The 19,098-nt window shown below is 48.9% G+C and carries 19 protein-coding genes; 12 read left to right on the plus strand and 7 right to left on the minus strand.

What is annotated here, in order from left to right:
• The first annotated feature begins 671 nt into the window (after positions 1-671).
• From L0665_RS02035 to glmM, 3 genes are read left to right on the plus strand one after another with little or no spacing between them, the layout of a single operon-like run.
• The gene (locus L0665_RS02035) at positions 672-1,586 is read left to right on the plus strand and encodes a DUF5806 family protein (protein ID WP_274924048.1); all 915 of its coding nucleotides are present in this window, start codon (positions 672-674) and stop codon (positions 1,584-1,586) included.
• Positions 1,583-2,374 (plus strand): molybdopterin-guanine dinucleotide biosynthesis protein B, encoded by a 792-nt coding sequence (gene mobB / locus L0665_RS02040; protein WP_274924049.1) that lies wholly within the window; start codon positions 1,583-1,585, stop codon positions 2,372-2,374. The genes L0665_RS02035 and mobB overlap by 4 nt, the downstream gene beginning before the upstream one ends.
• Positions 2,361-3,710, plus strand: coding sequence for a phosphoglucosamine mutase (glmM, locus tag L0665_RS02045; protein ID WP_274924050.1), 1,350 nt, complete (start codon positions 2,361-2,363; stop codon positions 3,708-3,710). Before mobB ends, glmM begins: the two co-directional genes overlap by 14 nt.
• A gap of 15 nt (positions 3,711-3,725) precedes the next feature.
• Here glmM and L0665_RS02050 read toward each other — a convergent pair whose 3' ends face one another.
• Positions 3,726-4,328 carry a phosphoribosylanthranilate isomerase gene (locus L0665_RS02050; protein ID WP_274924051.1) on the minus strand — a complete coding sequence of 201 codons (603 nt, stop codon included), beginning with the start codon at positions 4,326-4,328 and terminating at the stop codon, positions 3,726-3,728.
• A 456-nt stretch (positions 4,329-4,784) separates the two neighbouring features.
• Complete coding sequence (locus tag L0665_RS02055) at positions 4,785-5,537, minus strand: winged helix-turn-helix domain-containing protein (RefSeq protein ID WP_274924052.1); 753 nt, start codon at positions 5,535-5,537, stop codon at positions 4,785-4,787.
• 194 nt (positions 5,538-5,731) lie between these two features.
• On the opposite strand from L0665_RS02055, the gene L0665_RS02060 reads away from it, so the two are divergent.
• Together L0665_RS02060 and L0665_RS02065 are read left to right on the plus strand one after the other, a co-directional pair.
• Entirely contained in the window at positions 5,732-5,971 is a 240-nt protein-coding gene (locus tag L0665_RS02060; RefSeq protein ID WP_274924053.1) for an MTH865 family protein, read from the plus strand.
• Between the two features lie 82 nt (positions 5,972-6,053).
• Entirely contained in the window at positions 6,054-6,737 is a 684-nt protein-coding gene (locus L0665_RS02065; RefSeq protein ID WP_274924054.1) for a flavodoxin family protein, read from the plus strand.
• 179 nt (positions 6,738-6,916) lie between these two features.
• Here L0665_RS02065 and L0665_RS02070 read toward each other — a convergent pair whose 3' ends face one another.
• Positions 6,917-8,140 (minus strand): hypothetical protein, encoded by a 1,224-nt coding sequence (locus L0665_RS02070; protein WP_274924055.1) that lies wholly within the window; start codon positions 8,138-8,140, stop codon positions 6,917-6,919.
• A 293-nt stretch (positions 8,141-8,433) separates the two neighbouring features.
• Complete coding sequence (locus L0665_RS02075) at positions 8,434-8,595, minus strand: hypothetical protein (protein ID WP_274924056.1); 162 nt, start codon at positions 8,593-8,595, stop codon at positions 8,434-8,436.
• 40 nt (positions 8,596-8,635) lie between these two features.
• Here L0665_RS02075 and L0665_RS02080 point away from each other — a divergent pair, with 40 nt between their 5' ends.
• The 4 genes from L0665_RS02080 to L0665_RS02095 all read left to right on the plus strand — a co-directional run bounded on the left by L0665_RS02080 (position 8,636) and on the right by L0665_RS02095 (position 13,970).
• Complete coding sequence (locus tag L0665_RS02080) at positions 8,636-9,178, plus strand: cache domain-containing protein (RefSeq protein ID WP_274924057.1); 543 nt, start codon at positions 8,636-8,638, stop codon at positions 9,176-9,178.
• Between the two features lie 414 nt (positions 9,179-9,592).
• Positions 9,593-10,858, plus strand: a complete 1,266-nt coding sequence (locus L0665_RS02085) for a Kelch repeat-containing protein (protein ID WP_274924058.1) — start codon at positions 9,593-9,595, stop codon at positions 10,856-10,858.
• A 319-nt stretch (positions 10,859-11,177) separates the two neighbouring features.
• Complete coding sequence (locus L0665_RS02090) at positions 11,178-11,822, plus strand: HD domain-containing protein (RefSeq protein WP_274924059.1); 645 nt, start codon at positions 11,178-11,180, stop codon at positions 11,820-11,822.
• Between the two features lie 87 nt (positions 11,823-11,909).
• Positions 11,910-13,970 (plus strand): S9 family peptidase, encoded by a 2,061-nt coding sequence (locus L0665_RS02095; protein WP_274924060.1) that lies wholly within the window; start codon positions 11,910-11,912, stop codon positions 13,968-13,970.
• A gap of 455 nt (positions 13,971-14,425) precedes the next feature.
• On the opposite strand, the gene L0665_RS02100 is transcribed toward L0665_RS02095, so the two are convergent.
• On the minus strand, positions 14,426-14,980 hold the full coding sequence (locus tag L0665_RS02100) for a nucleotidyltransferase domain-containing protein (RefSeq protein ID WP_274925707.1): 555 nt from the start codon (positions 14,978-14,980) through the stop codon (positions 14,426-14,428).
• Between the two features lie 78 nt (positions 14,981-15,058).
• On the opposite strand from L0665_RS02100, the gene L0665_RS02105 reads away from it, so the two are divergent.
• Complete coding sequence (locus tag L0665_RS02105) at positions 15,059-15,232, plus strand: hypothetical protein (protein WP_274924061.1); 174 nt, start codon at positions 15,059-15,061, stop codon at positions 15,230-15,232.
• Positions 15,233-15,309: 77 nt separating this feature from the next.
• On the opposite strand, the gene L0665_RS02110 is transcribed toward L0665_RS02105, so the two are convergent.
• Positions 15,310-16,089, minus strand: a complete 780-nt coding sequence (locus L0665_RS02110; protein ID WP_274924062.1) for a TrmB family transcriptional regulator — start codon at positions 16,087-16,089, stop codon at positions 15,310-15,312.
• 136 nt (positions 16,090-16,225) lie between these two features.
• Here L0665_RS02110 and L0665_RS02115 point away from each other — a divergent pair, with 136 nt between their 5' ends.
• Complete coding sequence (locus tag L0665_RS02115; protein WP_274924063.1) at positions 16,226-16,513, plus strand: putative quinol monooxygenase; 288 nt, start codon at positions 16,226-16,228, stop codon at positions 16,511-16,513.
• A gap of 485 nt (positions 16,514-16,998) precedes the next feature.
• Positions 16,999-18,069: an NAD(P)-dependent alcohol dehydrogenase gene (locus L0665_RS02120; protein ID WP_274924064.1), complete on the plus strand. Its 1,071-nt coding sequence runs from the start codon at positions 16,999-17,001 to the stop codon at positions 18,067-18,069.
• Between the two features lie 231 nt (positions 18,070-18,300).
• On the opposite strand, the gene cobA is transcribed toward L0665_RS02120, so the two are convergent.
• A complete protein-coding gene (cobA, locus tag L0665_RS02125) occupies positions 18,301-19,062 on the minus strand; it encodes a uroporphyrinogen-III C-methyltransferase (RefSeq protein WP_274925708.1) in 762 nt (253 codons plus the stop codon).
• Positions 19,063-19,098: the final 36 nt, after the last annotated feature.

Raw genomic sequence — 19,098 nt, forward strand, 5'->3', positions numbered from 1 at the left:
TGACAAATTGTCGAGTTATTTTGAATCACACATCATTGGCAGATCACGTCAATAAACCGTATGATGCTATACATAAGCGATGCCCAATTTCATTTCATTCAGACATCCATCCCTGCAAATGGAATAATAAAAAATATACGTAACTCCTCCTGACCACTCAATACGGATTCCAGCACCAAAAAACAGATACGACCATGAAATAATGCCAGCCACGCAGACATCAGAACCCTGGACCAGGGATGCAATTTCACCCCTCAGCCGCACCAATGGAAAACAATGTACTGAATTTGCTTCTGTTCCACATCTCACATCCAGGTGCAGGACAAATCTCTCTCACAAAAAGATCAAAGGAAGGTACAATCCCTACCCAATTTTGAAAATACCAAAACCATTCTTTCATCTCCAAATCGTAGGAATTGCTATGTGAAGCAATTCAACACATGCAATTTCCAGCCAAACCAGAGCAATTTAGATCAGACATACACCAGAAAATATTCAAAACAAACAGTATCTTCGATAAAAAATGAGCAAACCAAAAAATATTCAGAGAAACCGTAAGAGCCACAATGGTTAGTACACAATCCCAAAAGACCCATATGATGCAATATATTTACCAAATAAACAGGAATGATCCCATAAGGTTGATGAATGGAACAATCCCATATTAATTGATGGTTGTTGAAGGGAATTTGCCGGAAAATGGAGACGGGCAGAATGATTCTTCCGAACCAGAAGAAGTGACTCCCCGGGAAGAACAGCACGAACCAGTCGCATTAACCAATACAAACAGTGTAAAGTCCACAGAAAACTCAGATGAACGAATTACGGGCAATGAAAATATAAGGGACACTCCGGAAGAACCAACTGAAACAATCCCTCCCGAAGCCACACCCACCCCTGAAGAAATAGTGGATGATCCCACCTCTGTAATGTCGGACCAGTCTTACCTGGATATACAGGAAAAAGTGCAGGCCATCCTCGGCTTTAACGCTGATATGCCTGCCCTGATGCCGGGACGACCACCCCTTTCTCCTGAAGATGAAGAGCGGATTAACAAATACCGCAAGTTTCAGAAGGTAGACGGTGCAGCATATCGAAGGGTAAACCAGTTTCTCCGGAAACACACCTATGTGACTGCACGTGAATGGGCAATTGCCCGTCTTTGTGCTGACTTTTCCACACGGGGCGGTGCAGAGATGACGTTTATCGGGGAGAATCTTCCAGACCTTGTCCCCTTTATGACAGACACATATTCACCACAGGCAGTCAATCAGGCACGTAGTTCATTCAAACGAAAAGTCAGGAAATCAGGCGCCACATTTTTTTATGGAGCGCTCTGTGGCTTCTTTACCGCAGATGAACTCGACGATATTCTCTTTGAATCCTCAGAAGTGGCCCGCTTCCTCCTGGAAGTCGAAGGCACATCCATCGACATCGATGATGAAATCGATATTGAAGATCGCATCACCGACGTTATGCGGGAGGTTGCAGAAGCAGCATCCATGATCAGAAATCGTGAACCTCCCATTCCTGATGAAGAGAAAGAACAGAAAAAAGAAACACAGACAGACGGAGAAGACATATGAGAATCATACATGTGGTTGGCAGATCAAACAGCGGGAAGACCACCTTTATTCATACACTCATTCCCCTGCTTAAAAAGCACGGGAAAACAGCAGTGATAAAACACCTTCATTCGCACTATTTTGAACAGCCTCCCGGCAAAGACACAACAACCCACTATGAACACGGGGCAGACATTGTCATAGGGACAGATCCGGAAAAAGCAATCGCTGCGATACGGAACGGGTCACTTTATGATATGCTGAACCTTCTTTCCGATCAGGGAGTGGCGTTCACCATCATTGAAGGGCATAAAGCAGAATCATTTCAAAAGGTGGTCATAGGCGATCTAAAAATCGATAACTGCATACTCAGAAATCCAAAACCAGAAGATGTCCTCACCCATATCGACGAGTTTTCTGAAGTTTTTACCCTTCAGGGACTGGTGGAAGAGCTGAAACGTGACTGCATGTCTGATGACACCGGATGTATTGCTGCATTTAATGGAATTGTGCGAAGAGTTACCGGCACTGAAATAACAGAATCTCTGGACTTTTCAGACAAAAAAACCATCCATACACTATCAGAAGATATACGAAACGATATGGAACAGATTCCCGGTGTCCTTGGTGTGCGCTTCCACCACCAGACAGGCATCATTCCTGCAGGTGATGACCTCACCTATATTGCCGTTATCGCCCGTCACCGCCCGGAAGCCTTTGCCGCACTGATGCATGGAATCGACCGAATGAAACATGAATTACATGATGCAGGAAAAACACTTATTGGAGAATACCATGGAAACGCCTGAAAAACAACTGTTCGGAACAAACGGAGTCCGGGGTATCATCGGTGAAGAGATGAACCCTGAACTGGTGATGAAGATTGGAATGGCACTTGGGACGATGAGAAAAGGGCGTATCGGCGTGGGACGCGACACACGCACATCAGGCCCTGCACTATCCCGTGCAATGATAGCAGGACTCCTTGCAACCGGGCATGATGTGGTTGACCTTGGGGTACTCCCTACCCCTGCGGTTCAGTATCTTGTGCGTGAACACTTTGATGCCGGCGCTGTCATCACTGCATCCCACAATCCACCTGAATATAACGGCGTGAAAATAATCGAAGGTGACGGTACAGAGATGGATGATACCCAGACCATCTGTCTCGAAGGGCATCTCTTTGCTGAAAAATTCACCCTCGCAGGATGGGATAACATGGGCATTCTCACTTCCTCACCGGAAATGGTAAACGAGTATATCGATGCCATTGCAGGATACTGGAAAGATATCAATGCCGACGGGATGACTGTCGTTGCCGACCCTGGCTCAGGCCCTGCCTGTGAGAGCACCCCCCGTGTTCTCACAAAGATGGGATGTCGTGTAGTCACCATAAACGGCATGATGGACGGAACATTTCCGGGAAGAATGCCGGAACCATCACCGGAAGGTCTGCAGCCTCTTTCAGAACTGGTTCGGGAAACAGGTGCTGCCTTTGGTGTCGCCCATGATGGTGATGCAGACCGTGCAGTCTTTGTCGATGAAACCGGAGAATTCCTGGAAGAAAATGAACAGTTCGCCCTTGTTGAACGGTTCATCTGTTCAGACAGACCCGGCATTGTCGTAACACCGGTCAGTACATCATTCCTTGCAGAACGTATCGCAGAAGAGACCGGATCAGTCGTTGAGTACACACGGGTTGGAAGCATCTCTGTTGCACGGCGGATGCTTGCCCTGTCAGCAGAGGGAAAAACGGTTGTCTTTGGCGGGGAAGGAAACGGTGGCCTTATTCTTCCGGGCAATCAGCACTGCCGTGACGGTGCTATGACTGCTGCAACGATGGTGGCACTCCTGAAATCGAGCGGGAAAAAACTCAGTGAACTCAAGGCATCCCTTCCTCCCCATGCAATGCTGAAAGACAAGATTCACACAGAGTCACCAAAAGAACTTCTGAAAAAAGCTGAAAGTGCTTTTTCAGATGATAATCTTGATTTAACAGATGGTGTCAGAATCAACCGGAAGGGAATGTGGGCCCTTCTCCGGCCTTCAGGCACAGAACCCTTTATGCGCCTCTATGTTGAGGCCGAAACAGAGAAGGAAGCTGAGGCATTCAGGGATGAGATTACGAAAATCATCTCACCCTGAATTCTGCCCGAACTTTCATTCATATTTTTTCTGAAATCCTTCTGCTGCCTTAACCGCACGGATAAAAGCATGAATTTTTGTATGGTCTTTAATGCCGGGTGATATTTCAATACCGGTCGCCACATCCACACCATCAGGACGGACAGACCTCACTGCCTCACCGACATTTTCCGGTGTCAGGCCTCCTGCGAGATAGACCGGAACCTTAGCCTGTTTTCTCACTAAAACTGAATATTCTGAATTATACCGCTTTCCCTTCCCCATACTTGCATCGACAATCACTGCATCACAATCATCCGGAACAGGCATACCGGGCGATATGACCCGGACAACACGAATCGAACGGGGTACCAATGAACGGGGAAACGGATGGGTTATCTGAATCTCATTCGGGTGGAGTGCACAGACAGCCCGGAGTTCATCCAGGTCAGCCGTATGCGTGACAATGGCACAGATGCAATCTGTGCCCACTGCTGAAAATATTTCTTTCACTCCTGTATCCGAAAGGTTGCGCCGTGATTCAGGGGAATGGGAGATCACCCCCACAGCATCCGCACCGGCAGCTACAGCCACCTTTGCATCTTCTTTCGTAGTGATACCACAGATTTTTATCCGCATAAATGTGTGACCTCTGCTGTACTTCCCATCCGGGAGATGAATAATCCTTCTTTCTTCAACAAAAAAATAATCACGAACACTCCGGAACCAGAAGAAGACTCACTTCACTGTCAGCCTCTGTGTCTATTTTTTTCGTATGGCTGGTGACTATTTCACCAGAGAGACAGGTTCCGTTCTCTTCTCAGCCGGAAACCGGTCACTGAATGTCAGGGAAGAAAGAAACCATCCAACAAGGACGGGAAGACATAAGGAGGGTCGGACGTAGGATTGCAATGAGGGGGTTTTACCCACAGATTACTCCTGAAGTACCCAATCTCAACATCCGTCCGCCAGTGACAGCAAATGTTGCCTGAAGAAGTTCTGATACCAATCGGTTATCGTTTCCGGGGCGATTTTAAGGCATTAAAACCTGAATACTTTCTCTGACCGTGCCCATCTCCTGCTGCTCTGAAAAGTTTAGTTATCTTCAGGGATGAGAGAGGAATACATCTCAGTGATTCCTTCCATCACCCTGAACCCTTTGGCTGTGATCATATAATCCCCCCTCTCATGCTGCTGGATTATCATCCCGCCATCTGAGAGTTTCTGGAGATGAAACAACAGGTTGCCTCCGCGAAGGCCGGTCAGTTTGGAAAGGAGAGAAAAACTCATTGACTGGCCGGAGACCGCTTTTAGTATCTCTAACCGTTTGGGATGACAGAGAGGTTCGAGTATGCCATCAATCACAGACTGTGTAGGGATATGTGATATGACCTGTTTTGTGTCCTTCTTTGTTTCGTATATCCTCAACGACTGCATGAGGTGGACCTGTTTTTCAAACTGGTCTAAGACCTCAGAGAAGCAAATTTCACATTTATCGTAGGGCATATCGTTCCGTAAATTTTTGATCTCGGCACGTTTGGCATCAATATATTCACCAGCTACTGAGGGTTGCCTGATGAGTAATGCATTTTTCTGTAACAGATCAGTGAAAACAGCTCTGCACTGTTCAAGGTTGTCACATTTTCCCACCATATTTTTTGAAAGTCCGGCCTCTGCATCGGCAACAAGATGTTTTTCCAGGACATCGGAATAATCACTTCTGACAAATGCCAGAACAGATTCCAGGTGCTGCCTGTTGGAATCTTCGATAAAAGTCCTGACATCCCGGTGAATTTCATCGAGCTTGACTCTGATATCGCCAATATCAGAATCACAATCTTCACTCATAGTAGAAAATGTATGCACATCCCAATAAAAGTATCTGGCAAGACCTTAAAAGTCTCTGGAGTTACCCAAATGCACTAGGTGCATTCCAGTGCAGATTAAGTATATTAAAATGACCAACCCATCTAGTATTGTGGTTCAATGTTTTCGAAAGTCATTCAACCATTCATGCAACACAAACAAAGGAGAGAGACAAAATGAGCATAAAAGAAGATATCCATTCCCAGATTGAAGGTGCACTTGCAAACGCAGCCTTCCCAATTAACACACCAGAAGAACTTCTTGCAGCAATGCCTGCCGGTGCAGACACCACCTGTAAGTCAGGAGATTTTAAAGTAACCGCAGGAGAGGCAGGATCACTTCTCACCGCAGAGGACTTCCCCTTTACCAGTGCAAAGCAGGTCGCAGACATCCTCGTTGGAAAGGCAGGATTATAATCAATTATAATCAATTCCCTTTTTAAAGATGAGACAAATTGAAAAGTAAGTAAAATGGAATGTACCAATTTGGAGAATTATTATGAAAGTTATAGGAGTTTCCGGGTCACCAATACCGAACAGTAATACTGACAGAGCCATAAAAGCAGTACTTGATGCCACAGGCATGGAAACAGAGTTCGTAAAACTCAGCAATCATAAATTCGAAGGATGCCGTGGCTGTTTGAAATGCGTTTCCACCAATGTTTGTGTCCTCAATGATGATATAACCGAACTGGCACAACGGGTTAAAGACGCCGATGCCCTCGTAGTCGGAGGATATACTCCGTATAGTTCACTTGACGGACGGACAAAGTCCTTCCTTGAACGCCTCTATTGCCTGCACCACCAAAAAGGCCTTCAGAGAGGCAAGCCCGCAGGTATCGTAATAACATCCGCAGTCCCGCAGCACGAACCATATCCTCCGGTTGCAGAGATGGGAGTTATGTCGGTGAAAAACTTCATGCAAGAAGCAGGAATGAATGTTGTCGGTGATGTGAAGATAGTCGGCAGTGTACCCTGTATGAAATGTGGTAACGGCGATACGTGTGAATTCAGCGGCGTTAAAGTCATGTTTGGCCCTGATGCTACCGTTGAGACTGTTGGATTCCACGGTTTTGAAACGCAGCCGGAAGCAGTGAAGGCAGCAGAGGAGCTGGGGAAAAGGATTGCACAGGAACTCTCAGGAAAGAGTAATTTTGAAAGCAAGTCATATTCATTTACCTGAAAACAAACCCATGAGTTCGGGATTCCGGGCTGCATAATTATTATTTCCCGGCTTTTCTTTTTGCAGATTTTGTATATATTTCCTCAGAAATCAAAGGAATGAAGGGATAAATCGATTTTTATAATTCAATAGATTAACACACTCCGAAAGAGAGAGCAATTACGTGTGTTTTCTTTTCTTCACACTGCCAGCAAATATTCCACGAAGAGCGTCATCGCCTTTCGTGTCCCCTCCCTCGCCCGTTCGCTATCCTGATACCCCATAGTAACAGTCATCTGCCCCTTAAACGTGCTGGTAATAAAACAGGTGGTGGGCATGTAGCATCCGGGATAACAGACATAGGCATCGGTGAGCCCTTCCACATCCGGGAGGGTTAATGGCCCCGGATTCGAGACGAAGATATCCGCGTGACCGGATTCCTGGAGGGCCACCATCTCCTCCACCATTCTGTGAATCTGTCTGCCTTCCAGGTCGCAGGCCATGTCCATCAGGATCTGTTCACGGATGCCGATGGTATTTCCCTTCAGGAGTTTCGTCTCCCTCGTTACACGGGGAAGAATCTCTTCCATCCCCTCTCCCTCTTTTCGATGAAGAGCAACACAGACATTGGCGGCCTGGTTGCTCATCACCCGTGACCCGTCATTTTGGTGTTGGCGCAGGTTGACGGGGAAAAAAATATCAACCGGACCCATATGGCCCGTGAGGTCACTCATGGAGAGGAAGTAGGCTGCAATTATTAGATCATTGATGCTGCCCCCGAGCGCCTTTGCACGGGTGCGAATTGCCTCCAGTTCCGGGGCACTGATACATTCCCGGTGAAATGCTGAAGGCTCAGAGGATGTGCCGAACGGATCGGGCCACAACGGGTTAATCACTTTCATATCCGGTGATTCCAGCATTCCCTGCAGTTCGACACTCTGGGTCCAGAGCGTGTCACGTTCCGGGATCTCCCCTTCTGCGGGACGGATGCTGCCGGGTGTCTGGTATTCCTGCAGCAACTGTGACATGAGTGTAGCAAGACCAAACGCATCTGCGGCAGCATGAGCGAGGTTCGTCACGACCAAATCCCCCGTTGGTCTTCGCAGCAGCCGTACGCGAAACTGCAGCGGTTCGTAGGGATCAACCGGGCCCGCGACACGGGAATGATAATCCCCATCACATTCTTCCACCTGCACAGGAGGAATACGCACACCATCCACCATCTCCCAGACTGCCGGGCCATCTCCCCGGACAAGCCGGCTGTGAAGAACGGGATGGGCCATGAGACACTCCTGGGCAGCTTCCTGAAGACGGACAGGGTCAAGGGTTCTGTCAAATTCCATAATCGCACACAGGGTGGCATCTCCCATAAGCCGGATAGAATCGGTGAAAAGGTCGAGGGACGAGGCCTCACGGGTGTACATGCTCAAACGTGGAATCTTCGGATGTATAAATTTACAACATAAGACATTACGCTGCAATCTGACGAACCAATCATCTCGTACTCCTCAATCGTTCGAATCGAAAATGTACTCTTTGCTTCTGAGAGAATTATGGCAGCAAAGTGATCCAACTGGAATATATCTAATTCGATTCCTATTTGGATCGTAGTGCAATTTCCTAAAACGTATCCATTGGATTACAATCCAGCAGTTCTGATGCAGAAATCCAATCAACGCAAAAAAGAACATGATTACCAGATCTTTGCTGGTGGTTTTTACTTTAGTAATATTACACATCCTGTAAGAAGATTTGAGACTGAATCGATGAACCCGATATCGTTGTGAACCATCACAATGATGGCGCGGGAATGGCCGATACGGAAAGGAATGGTCCCTGAGAGAGTGAAACTGTCACAAAAAACCTCCGATTTATTCATGAATACACATCTTTATCGGGGGAAAAACGCAACAAAAAATATGCACAAAACGTCAATTTCATTCCTCTTCATGCTTGTTCTTGGCCTGTTTCTTTTAACAGCCGGTTGCACACAGGAACAGCCTATTATCGCGACTCCACCGCAGGAAAATACCGATACCCTCCCACAGGATACCTACACCTCCAATGAAACGCTCATCGCCTTCGTTGACAGTGCAGCCGCCTATGCAAAAACAAACGGCAAAGAGAAAGCCCTTGCAGAATTTAACAACCCAAATGGTTCGTTTATCGATGGCGAACTCTATATCTACGCCTATACCTTCAACGGTACAACCCTTGCCCATCCGGTCAGTCCGGAGAAGGTCGGATTATACCGTCTGGATGAGGGAGACACGGGAATTTTCCTCAGGGGATACATCGAATCGGTGAAAAACGGAAGCGGTTTTTACCAGCTCAATTATGTCAATCCCACACACGACAAGACGCTCGAATCAAAACTGGTGTATGGTGTGAAAATCGATGATGACTGGTGGCTGGGCTCCGGGATATACACCGGCCCGGCATACCCTTCACCAGAGCAGTAATTCTTCTTCCCGCAAATAATACCGACATTGCCCCGGACAGATTGTCTGTGTCCGGGACAGTATTACAACCGGGATATCTATTTTTAACTTTGATTACGGCCTCTGCTTCCGGATAATAACACCGAATATTCTCATGCAGCATCCCCGGCCGGCAATCATTGTGATTTTCAGCAGAAGCACTGCGGGAGTCGCACTATTCAGCACAGCAGGTTACCCAATCGGTACACACATACCCGACTCCAGCACTGTGTTATATGTGATCGCGGGTCACGGGGACTGAACCGACAAAGACCACATGATAGGGGAAAGCTCACACAATTAATACAGAAGGAGAGCCCGCAGGGATGTGAAAAATCTGTTCTCTGAATCCAATGGATACCAACATCTTTCAAAGAAAACAACGGATAATTCTGGATGAGATCCTTTCACGTCACTCTTGCCATTCTCGCAATTCTTGTAGCAGCGATGTGCATTGCCGGGTGTACGACCAGTACACAGCAGGCAGTCCCACAAGCGGCGTTCAGCGGCACCCCAATATCAGGCACAGCACCCCTGACCGTAGACTTCACTGACGAATCGACCGGCAGCCCAACCGGCTGGGTATGGTTCTTCGGCGATGAATCGTATTCGCAGCCGTGGACAAAAGAGACCGGGGATTCCCAATGGTCGGGAAGAGGCGGGCCCGGCATGGTAGCAATGCCGGACGGCAGCATCATCCTCATGGGAGGGATTAACGATCTCGACTACACGAAAGAGGCATCCCTTAAGAACGATACGTGGCGGTCGACTGATTACGGGAACACATGGACACTTCAGAACGCATATTCCGGGTGGGCCGCACGATACGGCCACAACAGTGTTGTGACTCCGGACGGCAGTATCCTGCTCATGGGCGGACTGGCCGGTTATGAGAATGTCACCATGTTCAACGACACGTGGCAATCGGCCGATTACGGGGAAACATGGACACAGGTGAATACAGATGCCGGGTGGTCAGAACGATACTTTTCTGCCAGCGTGGCAATGCCGGATGGCACTATTGTCCTCATGGGCGGCCGGGATGACTCCGGCACGCTAAAAAATGACGTGTGGCAGTCAGTTGATAACGGCAAAACATGGACTCTGGTGAACGCAAATCCCGGGTGGTCAGAGCGTTCTGCCCATACAGCGGTTGCAATGCCGGATGAGAGTATCATACTCATGGGTGGCTGGGATGACACCTCTGCACTGAACGACATCTGGCAGTCAGATGATAATGGCGCAACCTGGACACTGGTGAATGCAAGCTCCGGATGGCCGGCACGGCAGGCCCCGGTGTCAGTCATGATGCCGGATGGCAGTATCCTCTTAATGGGTGGAATCATTGACGACGATCATTATCTGAACGACATGTGGCGGTCGACAGATTCCGGCACAACATGGACACTGGTGAACGCAGATCCCGGGTGGACGGCACGAGTTCATCCCTCCGGCGTCGCGATGTCGGACGGCTCCATTGTGCTGATGGGTGGCTGGAATGACGACATAATATATAGCGACACCTGGCGGCTCCAGCCCGCAGGATCAACCGATCAAAACCCCACACACACGTATACGGCTGCGGGCACCTATCCGGTAACATTGCAGGCGTTCAATGCCGATGGGTATACACGGACAAACAGGAACATTACCATCACTTAACCGGCACCCAGCCTCCCGCCTGCGACAATCGCTATTGGTGGTGTGGTCATACTGTCGCTGATCGGCGTCGGGTATCTGGTCAGGCGTTGGTGGATTCAGCGGTAACGCCGCTGTTCAGGAATTCTGATTGAAAAAGACAACAGACAACTCAACTATTTTTGGGGGGGAGAGACTCTCTGCAGATTGATTAAATGGGTTCTATTTTTATGAATCAGATTTTCCGCTCATTTCAGGCCCGGATTGATTATTTTCCTGTGATGTGGTGCCCTGCACAGGGCCCGACTCCTTATCTCCATCCCCCGCCAATCTTTCTCTCACTATGGAGAAGAGAGAGTTTGAGACAATACGGGCCTATGTCGAGACATTCTTCAGGCAGTCGGGAGTCCACGATCTTGACCACGTCCTCCGCGTCACCCGCCTCTCTCGGGAGATAGGGGAGGACGAAGGTGCGGATATGCGGGTTCTTATCCCGGCCGCCCTCTTCCACGATGTTGCCCGCCCCATCGAGGATGAAACAGGCATCCCCCACCAGGAAGAAGGGGCACGTATCGCAGAAAAATACCTCCGGGAGGTTGGTTACGACGCGGAACGCATCCCGGCAATTGTCCATGCGATACGCACCCACCGATTCAGCACCGGCCCCGAACCTGAGACGCTGGAGGCAAAAATTCTCTCTGACGCTGACAAACTCGATGCCATGGGAGCGGTTGGGATTGCTCGGACGTTTATGCGGGCAGGCGAACACGGGGACAGCATTGAGGGTGCCGTCGGTCACATCCATGAAAAACTGCTGAAGCTTCAGGGGCTGATGTATACGGACGGTGCACGGGAGATTGCTGAAGGGAGGCATGACCTTTTGCAGCGGTTTGTTGAGAGTCTGGAGGACGAAATTGGATCCGGCGACCTCACCTCTCCGGCAGAACCTCCCGTGCAATCGGGCAATACATCCTCTCATAGAACCTGACAATATTCCGGGAGACCTCCGCCTCAGGAGCGGGCAAAATGGTCTCATCTCACAATACATATCGTGTCATCCGGGCGAGTATAATGCATGGATATCAATAGGCTCGAAAGGGCCACACTTCTCTGTCTGGTGATTGCCGCCCTTTTTGCAACAATCGCGGCCCCGGTTGTTGCAGCAGCTGCATCACATCCCTTCACGGCGAGTGATCTGGTTACGCTCCAGAGAACCGGTGCACCGGCCCCGTCACCGGATGGTACTTGGATCGTTTTCCCCCTGCGCAGCACCGATTTTGCCGGGAACAGAGGGCTTAGCAGCCTCTGGATGGTACGGCCCGACGGAACTGATCAACACCAGCTGACATTCCCCCCGGGAAATGATGCGGAACCCTGCTGGGCGCCGGACGGCTCGGCAGTGTATTATCTCTCGACGTGCTCAGGGAGTTCGCAGGTCTGGAAGACATCACTTTCCATAGGAGATGCCGTTCAGATAACAGATCTCCCGCTGGATCTTGCGAACCTGAAGTGCTCTCCTGATGGGAAGTCTCTTGCATTTTCCATGGAGGTTTTTCCCAATACCAGCGATGAAGAAACAGCTCGACACCTGAAAGCAATAGAAGAACTAAATTCATCCGGGAACGTGTATGATACCCTTCCGGTCCGTCACTGGGATACCTTTGAAGACGGGCGGCGGAACCATATCTTCGTGATGCCCTTCTCCACCGGCATACCGGTCGATATCATGAAGGCAATGGAGGCCGACAGCCCCTCAGTACCCTTTGGCGGTGCAGAGGAGTACACGTTCACGCCGGATAACTCGGGTATTGTCTTTAGTACAGCCGATACCGGCAGGGAAGAGATGTGGAGTACCGAACACAATCTCTATCGGGCCTCCATCTCCGGCACGAATCTGCCCGTCAATCTCACTCCTGCTAACAAGGCGTGGGTAACGCAGCCAGTCTTCTCGCCGGATGGCAGCACGCTTGCATATCTTGCCATGAGCCGTCCCGGATATGAGTCCGACCGGTACCGGATCATGCTCCGCTCATGGCCTGACGGAGAGGAACGGGAAGTTGCCTCATCATGGAATCGTTCTCCCACCTCCCTCATCTGGTCACCGGACGGGGAAACACTCTATGTGACCGCCATGGATTTGGGGAACAGCGCATTGTTTGCAATTGACCCGGCAACAGGGGATGTTGAGACACTGGTCGGGAACGGGTATGTCTCTTCGGTCAGCACTATCGGTAACAGCCTCGTTTACAATCTGGCAAACCATACCTCTCCGGCCGACATCTGGACAATCAACTCTGACGGAAGTCATGCAAAGCAGATAACACAGGTCAACCGGGACCAGCTGGTAGAGGTGCGGATGGGGGAGTCCGAGCAGTTCTCCTTTTCCGGCTGGAACAATGAGACCGTATACGGCTACGTGGTAAAACCTGTGGATTTCGATCCGGCAAAGAAATACCCGGTTGCTCTGCTTATTCATGGCGGTCCCGAGAGTTCATTTGCGGACACCTTCCATTACCGCTGGAATCCCCAGGTCTATGCCGGAAGAGGCTACGCCGCAGTGATGATCGATTTCCACGGGTCAGTCGGATACGGACAGGCATTCACCGATTCGATACAGGAAGACTGGGGTGGAAAACCGCTGGTGGATCTCCAAAAAGGACTGAATGCAACGCTTGAGAAATATCCCTGGATGGACGGGGAGCGGGTCTCAGCGCTCGGCGGCTCGTATGGAGGGTTCATGGTTGACTGGATAGAAGGAGCCTGGCCCGACCGGTTCCGGTGCCTGGTGATGCATGACGGCGTATTCGACACCCGGTCCATGTATTTCAGCACCGATGAACTCTGGTTCGAAGAATGGGAAAACAACGGCACTCCCTGGCAGAACCCGGAGGCGTATTCACGGTTCAATCCGGCTGAGCATGTGGCTGACTGGAAGACTCCCATGCTGGTGGTCCAGGGCGGGTGTGATTACCGCATACCCGAGACGCAGGGATTCGGGGCGTTCACCGCCCTTCAGCGAAAAAACATCCCGAGCAAACTTCTGTACTTCCCCGATGAAAACCACTTTGTGTTACAACCGCAGAACAGTATCCTGTGGCATGACACGGTTCTCGACTGGCTGGACCAGTGGACCTGAAATACCCTGATCAAAAATGAAGGACTATATAAATATCCGCCAAATCCGACCTGTCCACCAAAAATATCCATCCACACAGACGGGCAGAGCGGGCCGATCTTAACTGGAGACAGCCCATACACCCTCTCAAAATATTCGTGAACTGCCACCCCACATTAGCCCATAATAATTGGTATTTTCAGCAAATAAAAGGCATTAAGGTCGTATTTTATGGTGGCGAAAAAAGTATGAAAAATACGTCCGTTTCGGCCCTCAATTATCTAAATCGGGGGTCAGAAAAGGGGTACAAGGGTTACAAAAATAGTGTAGACAAAGAGCTACAAGAAAGGGGATGATATGACACTTGCAGTGTTCTGGATCTTCGCCGAAATAAGATAAATTTCCGATTTTTTGCGTTACGCCTTCTCGACCTGAACAATGGGTTCAACAATCCGGATTTTCCTTCCCGGGAAAGTTTATTCAAAAAATTTTGTTTTTTCATAATATCGTTCTGATTCCTTTAGGATTACGTGGTTTTTTGCGATCTCCTGGATCAGCAGATTATCCGGGTCCCAGGGTCCGTATTTTATACTGAGCCGCGAGTTGCTCCATTCCAACTCCTTTTTGACCTCTCTATCGTCCGTCTCGATATACACATCGATATCCCTCTTCCGGTCCGCAGTCCCCTTCGCATAACTGCCAAAGAGTATGGCAAGCGGAATGTCCTGTCTCTCCTCAATTGTCCTGATAACAGATCTCAGATGGGGGGCCTCTTTGATCAGATTTCCGAGTGCGTTCCACTCCATCATGAAAATATGCACCCGTGCTTCAAGGGTTTTTTTCAGGAAATATACCCTGTTTTTCCCCTCTGTCCTGAAGTCAACGACATTCCCGTCTAAAAGAACCCTGAGTTTCCGCAGCACCGTAGTGTGCGAGATGCCCAGATCTTTTGCGAGTTTGCGGGGATGTGAATCACCTCTGAGCAGGAGAGCAATGATCTGAATGGACACATTTTGTTCCACATGGAACATATTTGAACAAATTGATGGAAAAGGTAGTGCATGTCCCGGACGATCAGACATATATTGTTACTTGCCGAATGTCCGGATATGACAAATGTCGGCGAAAAATACCTATGTGAAAACTGCGGTGGTGTTGTTTTGGTTATTGAACCAGGCTTACCTCTCTACTGCTGCGGACAAATGATGAATAGAGTAAACAAAGACGGTACGGTAGAAGCTTCAAAGCAGATACCCATCATATCTGAAGTTGATTTATACTAACATTCATACCAGCATTCTCATTGATATTTCTCAGAGGTGTCTGCTATTTCTCTGATTAATCTGCAAAGGGAAAAGGGCTATATCACATATTTTATTCTTGTAACATTCTGAAGGAGCGTTGTAATCATAAATTCTTTATGCAGAATATCCTGCGAATAAAAACCATTCATCCGCTCGTCATTATTACAGATAATGAACATATTGCGCCTATCGATAAAAATCTGCAAAAGGATTGAATTTTGATTATCTGACCCCATCGAATAAAACAGACTCTTATCCACGGTATCCTTCACCATATAACAGGGCAAAGATAGTTTTTTTGCCATCTCCGGTTTTGACACAATCACCTCCACATCCACTTTTTTTCGAACCCTGTGCAGATCACCTGAAAACCGCTTTAACAGTTCAGCATCATTACAGAGAATCACAATTTCTGACTTCGCCCGCCTGTACATCATACGAAATTGTTCTTCAATACCTTCCTCAGTCAGAATGGGTACCATATTCAGGGGGAATCTCACCGGGTGGTGTAAGGCATCCAGTTCGAGGAGGGACGAATAGAGTATTTCACTTTTAGAAGTCTGGTCATTCTGGAACACAGAAAATGTCCGGTGAATATCCTCCACCCTATACATCGTTGGATTTGACCCTGAAGAACAGACAAATTGTTTCTCCTCGAGATATGTCAGAGTCTCATACACACGTCCCCGGGGAATTTTGGTGAATTCATGCAGTTCTGTTGCACTTGCCACCCCCATGCCAAACAAGGCAACATATATTTTTGCGCTATATTCACGAAGCCCGCATTCAATAAGTCGATTGTACAGATCTTCATCGGCCTGAATACGAAATTCCATACAACGTAATCTACATCATATAATAGATATTTTGCTCCTCATTTGGGGAACATGAATTTTAAGCATGCTTGGTGGTAAATAACCAATTCCTGAAAGAAATATCAGGAACTGCTACATAACACACGGAGGAAAAAATATGATCTCGATAATCGCCAAATGTCAGGTAAAACCGGAAACGGTAAATGAACTCAAAAAACTTGCGCTTGATCTGGTCGCAGTAAGCAGAAAGGAGGAAGGGAATATCTCCTATAATTTCTACGCAGAAATCTCTGATTCGAGCAGATTCACCTTCATTGAGGAATGGAAAGACCAGGAAGCAATTGATATTCACATGAAGACTGCACATTTCCAGGATTTCGGCGCAAAAGCAGGGCCGCTGTTTGCAGGACCGCTTGATATCGCTCTCTATAATAAACTCTCATAAAACTGAATAAATCACGATTTTCCGCCATTTTTGGAGAATCACTCCTCAGGTATGTTACTATTCTTCGTTTAGATATGACAGGACTCTTTGCCACTGCAATCCCCCGTATCAGGAAAGATGGAGATTGGCATCTTTCTTTTTAGGCTGACCAGACCTTCTGCCAGTCGTTCATCTTCATGCGCGGGTCCGTTGAATCACATTCAGGAGGTTTGGGAAACACAGCAAACCATCGTTTTCACCAAATTATTTGGAATTCATGCCGTAAATAATAAAGAACATAATATCAGGATTTATATCCTCAAAATGCATCCATCTCATTTTGCACATATATACTGTTACAACGAATTTCATTCATTTTTCAACAGATTCACCTATCTTTCAGAAGATGTCCATATTTTGAGGAGCAGAATATATTTGAGAGACCATATCATTTCATCCAATATCGGCTGCTGTTTTTGCAGTCGGAAACAAAAGGACTGAAAAATATGGCGAAGCAGATTAAAGGACTCGCAATGAAGCGGATCGGAGAGATCGGCTGGATAGAAAAGGATGCACCAAAGTGCGGCCCGTTGGACGCACTGGTAAAACCACTGGCACTTGCACCATGTACCTCTGATATTCACACTGTCTGGGAGGGTGCAATCGGCGAGCGTACAGACATGATTCTCGGACACGAGGGTACCGGGGAAATCGTTGAAGTGGGTTCCCACGTCAGGGACTTCAAGCCCGGAGACCGTGTCCTTATCCCGGCAATCACTCCTGACTGGGGTAGCGTTGAAGCACAGGCAGGGTTCGCCATGCACTCCGGCGGCATGCTCGCAGGCTGGAAATTCTCTAACTTCAAAGACGGTATGTTTGGAGAATTGTTCCACGTTAACGAGGCGGACGCCAACCTGGCACATCTCCCGGACTCCATTGATGTTGCCCAGGCGGCCATGATCTCTGATATGGTCCCAACCGGTTTCCACGCAGCCGAACTTGCTGACATCAGACTTGGCGACACCGTCTGCTGTATCGGGATCGGCCCTGTCGGACTGATGGCGGTCGCCGGTGCAAACCACATGGGTGCCTCACACATCCTTGCCGTCGGAAGCAGACCAGACTGTATCAATGCCGCCAAAGGATATGGTGCGACTGATATCATCAACTACAAGAAAGGTGACACCGTCGAACAGGTCATGGAATTAACCGACGGCAAGGGTGTTGACAAGGTCTGCATTGCAGGTGGTACGGTCAGGACCATGGAAGAGGCAGTCACCATGGTAAAAGCCGGCGGAAAGATTGGCAACGTCAACTACCTCGGCTCAGGCGAATTCGTCACCATCCCGCGTGTTGAATGGGGCTTCGGAATGAGCCACAAGTTCATCCACTGCGGGTTAATGCCCGGCGGCAGACTGAGAATGGAGAAACTCGCAAGCCTCGTAGAAGTCGGCAAGCTCGACCTCAATCCACTGATGACCCACAGATTCACCGGATTCGAGAAAATTGAGGAAGCACTGCTCCTGATGAAGGAAAAGCCGCCCGACCTGATCAAACCTGTCGTTGTGTGCGAGTAAATCTCACACAAACTGTTTTTTTTGGGATGCATACCCGCGACCCTGCAAAAGCGGAGGTCCCTTCTGGGAAGTCATGGATGCACTCAATGAGCGTGGTATAAAAAAGATTCAGCACGTACCGGAGGGGACAACCCCACACATATTACTCATTTCATTGGATAATCAGGCCCGGAAGAACAATACCACATTCTTCCAGACAATATGGATTAACTGTTTTTGCTTTTCGGTGTGTCACACACCGGTAATATGCATCCGCCCTTCAGACCCGTCCCGATACAACGTCGCCACTTCTCCGATAACAACAACCGCAGGGGCCTTCACTCCGGCCTCTATTGCAACCTTAGCGATCTCCTCAAGAGGAGCACAGGTCACCCGCTGGTCGGGCCGGAGTCCACGCTCAATAATGGCCACCGGCTTTTCCGGGTTCATGCCACCTGCCACAAGGGCCTCGGCAATCTTCGGGAGATTTTTCACGCCCATTAAGACAACAATCGTCCCGGTTGTCTGTGCCAGCCAGTGCCAGTTGAGAGCAGACTCCCCTTTTGTGGGGTCTTCATGCCCGGTGAGAATCGTGACCTGACTTGCCCACTTCCGGTGGGTAACAGGAATTCCCACACATTCAGGGACGGCGATGGCACTCGTAACACCGGGCACCACCTCAACCGGGATGCCATGTTCACGCATCGTCTCCATCTCCTCACCACCACGGCCGAAGAGGAAGGGGTCGCCTCCCTTCAGGCGGACAACACTCCGACCCTTTTTGGCATACTCCACCATCAGGGCTTCAATATCATCCTGTTCGAGGGTGTGTGATGAGCCGTATTTCCCGACATCAACACACTCAGCAGATTCAGGCAGGGAGGCAAGCACCTCAGCGCCGGGGAGCTGATCATAGAGAATGACATCTGCTGCATCGAGCACCTCACGTGCCCGCACCGTCATCATGCCCAGCCCTCCGGGGCCGGACCCGATAAGATATACTGTTCCGTTCATCATTGTTCCACTCATGATTGTTGTGTTCCTGACTGT

This window comes from Methanogenium marinum (assembly GCF_028912405.1).
Classification (GTDB): domain Archaea; phylum Halobacteriota; class Methanomicrobia; order Methanomicrobiales; family Methanomicrobiaceae; genus Methanogenium; species Methanogenium marinum.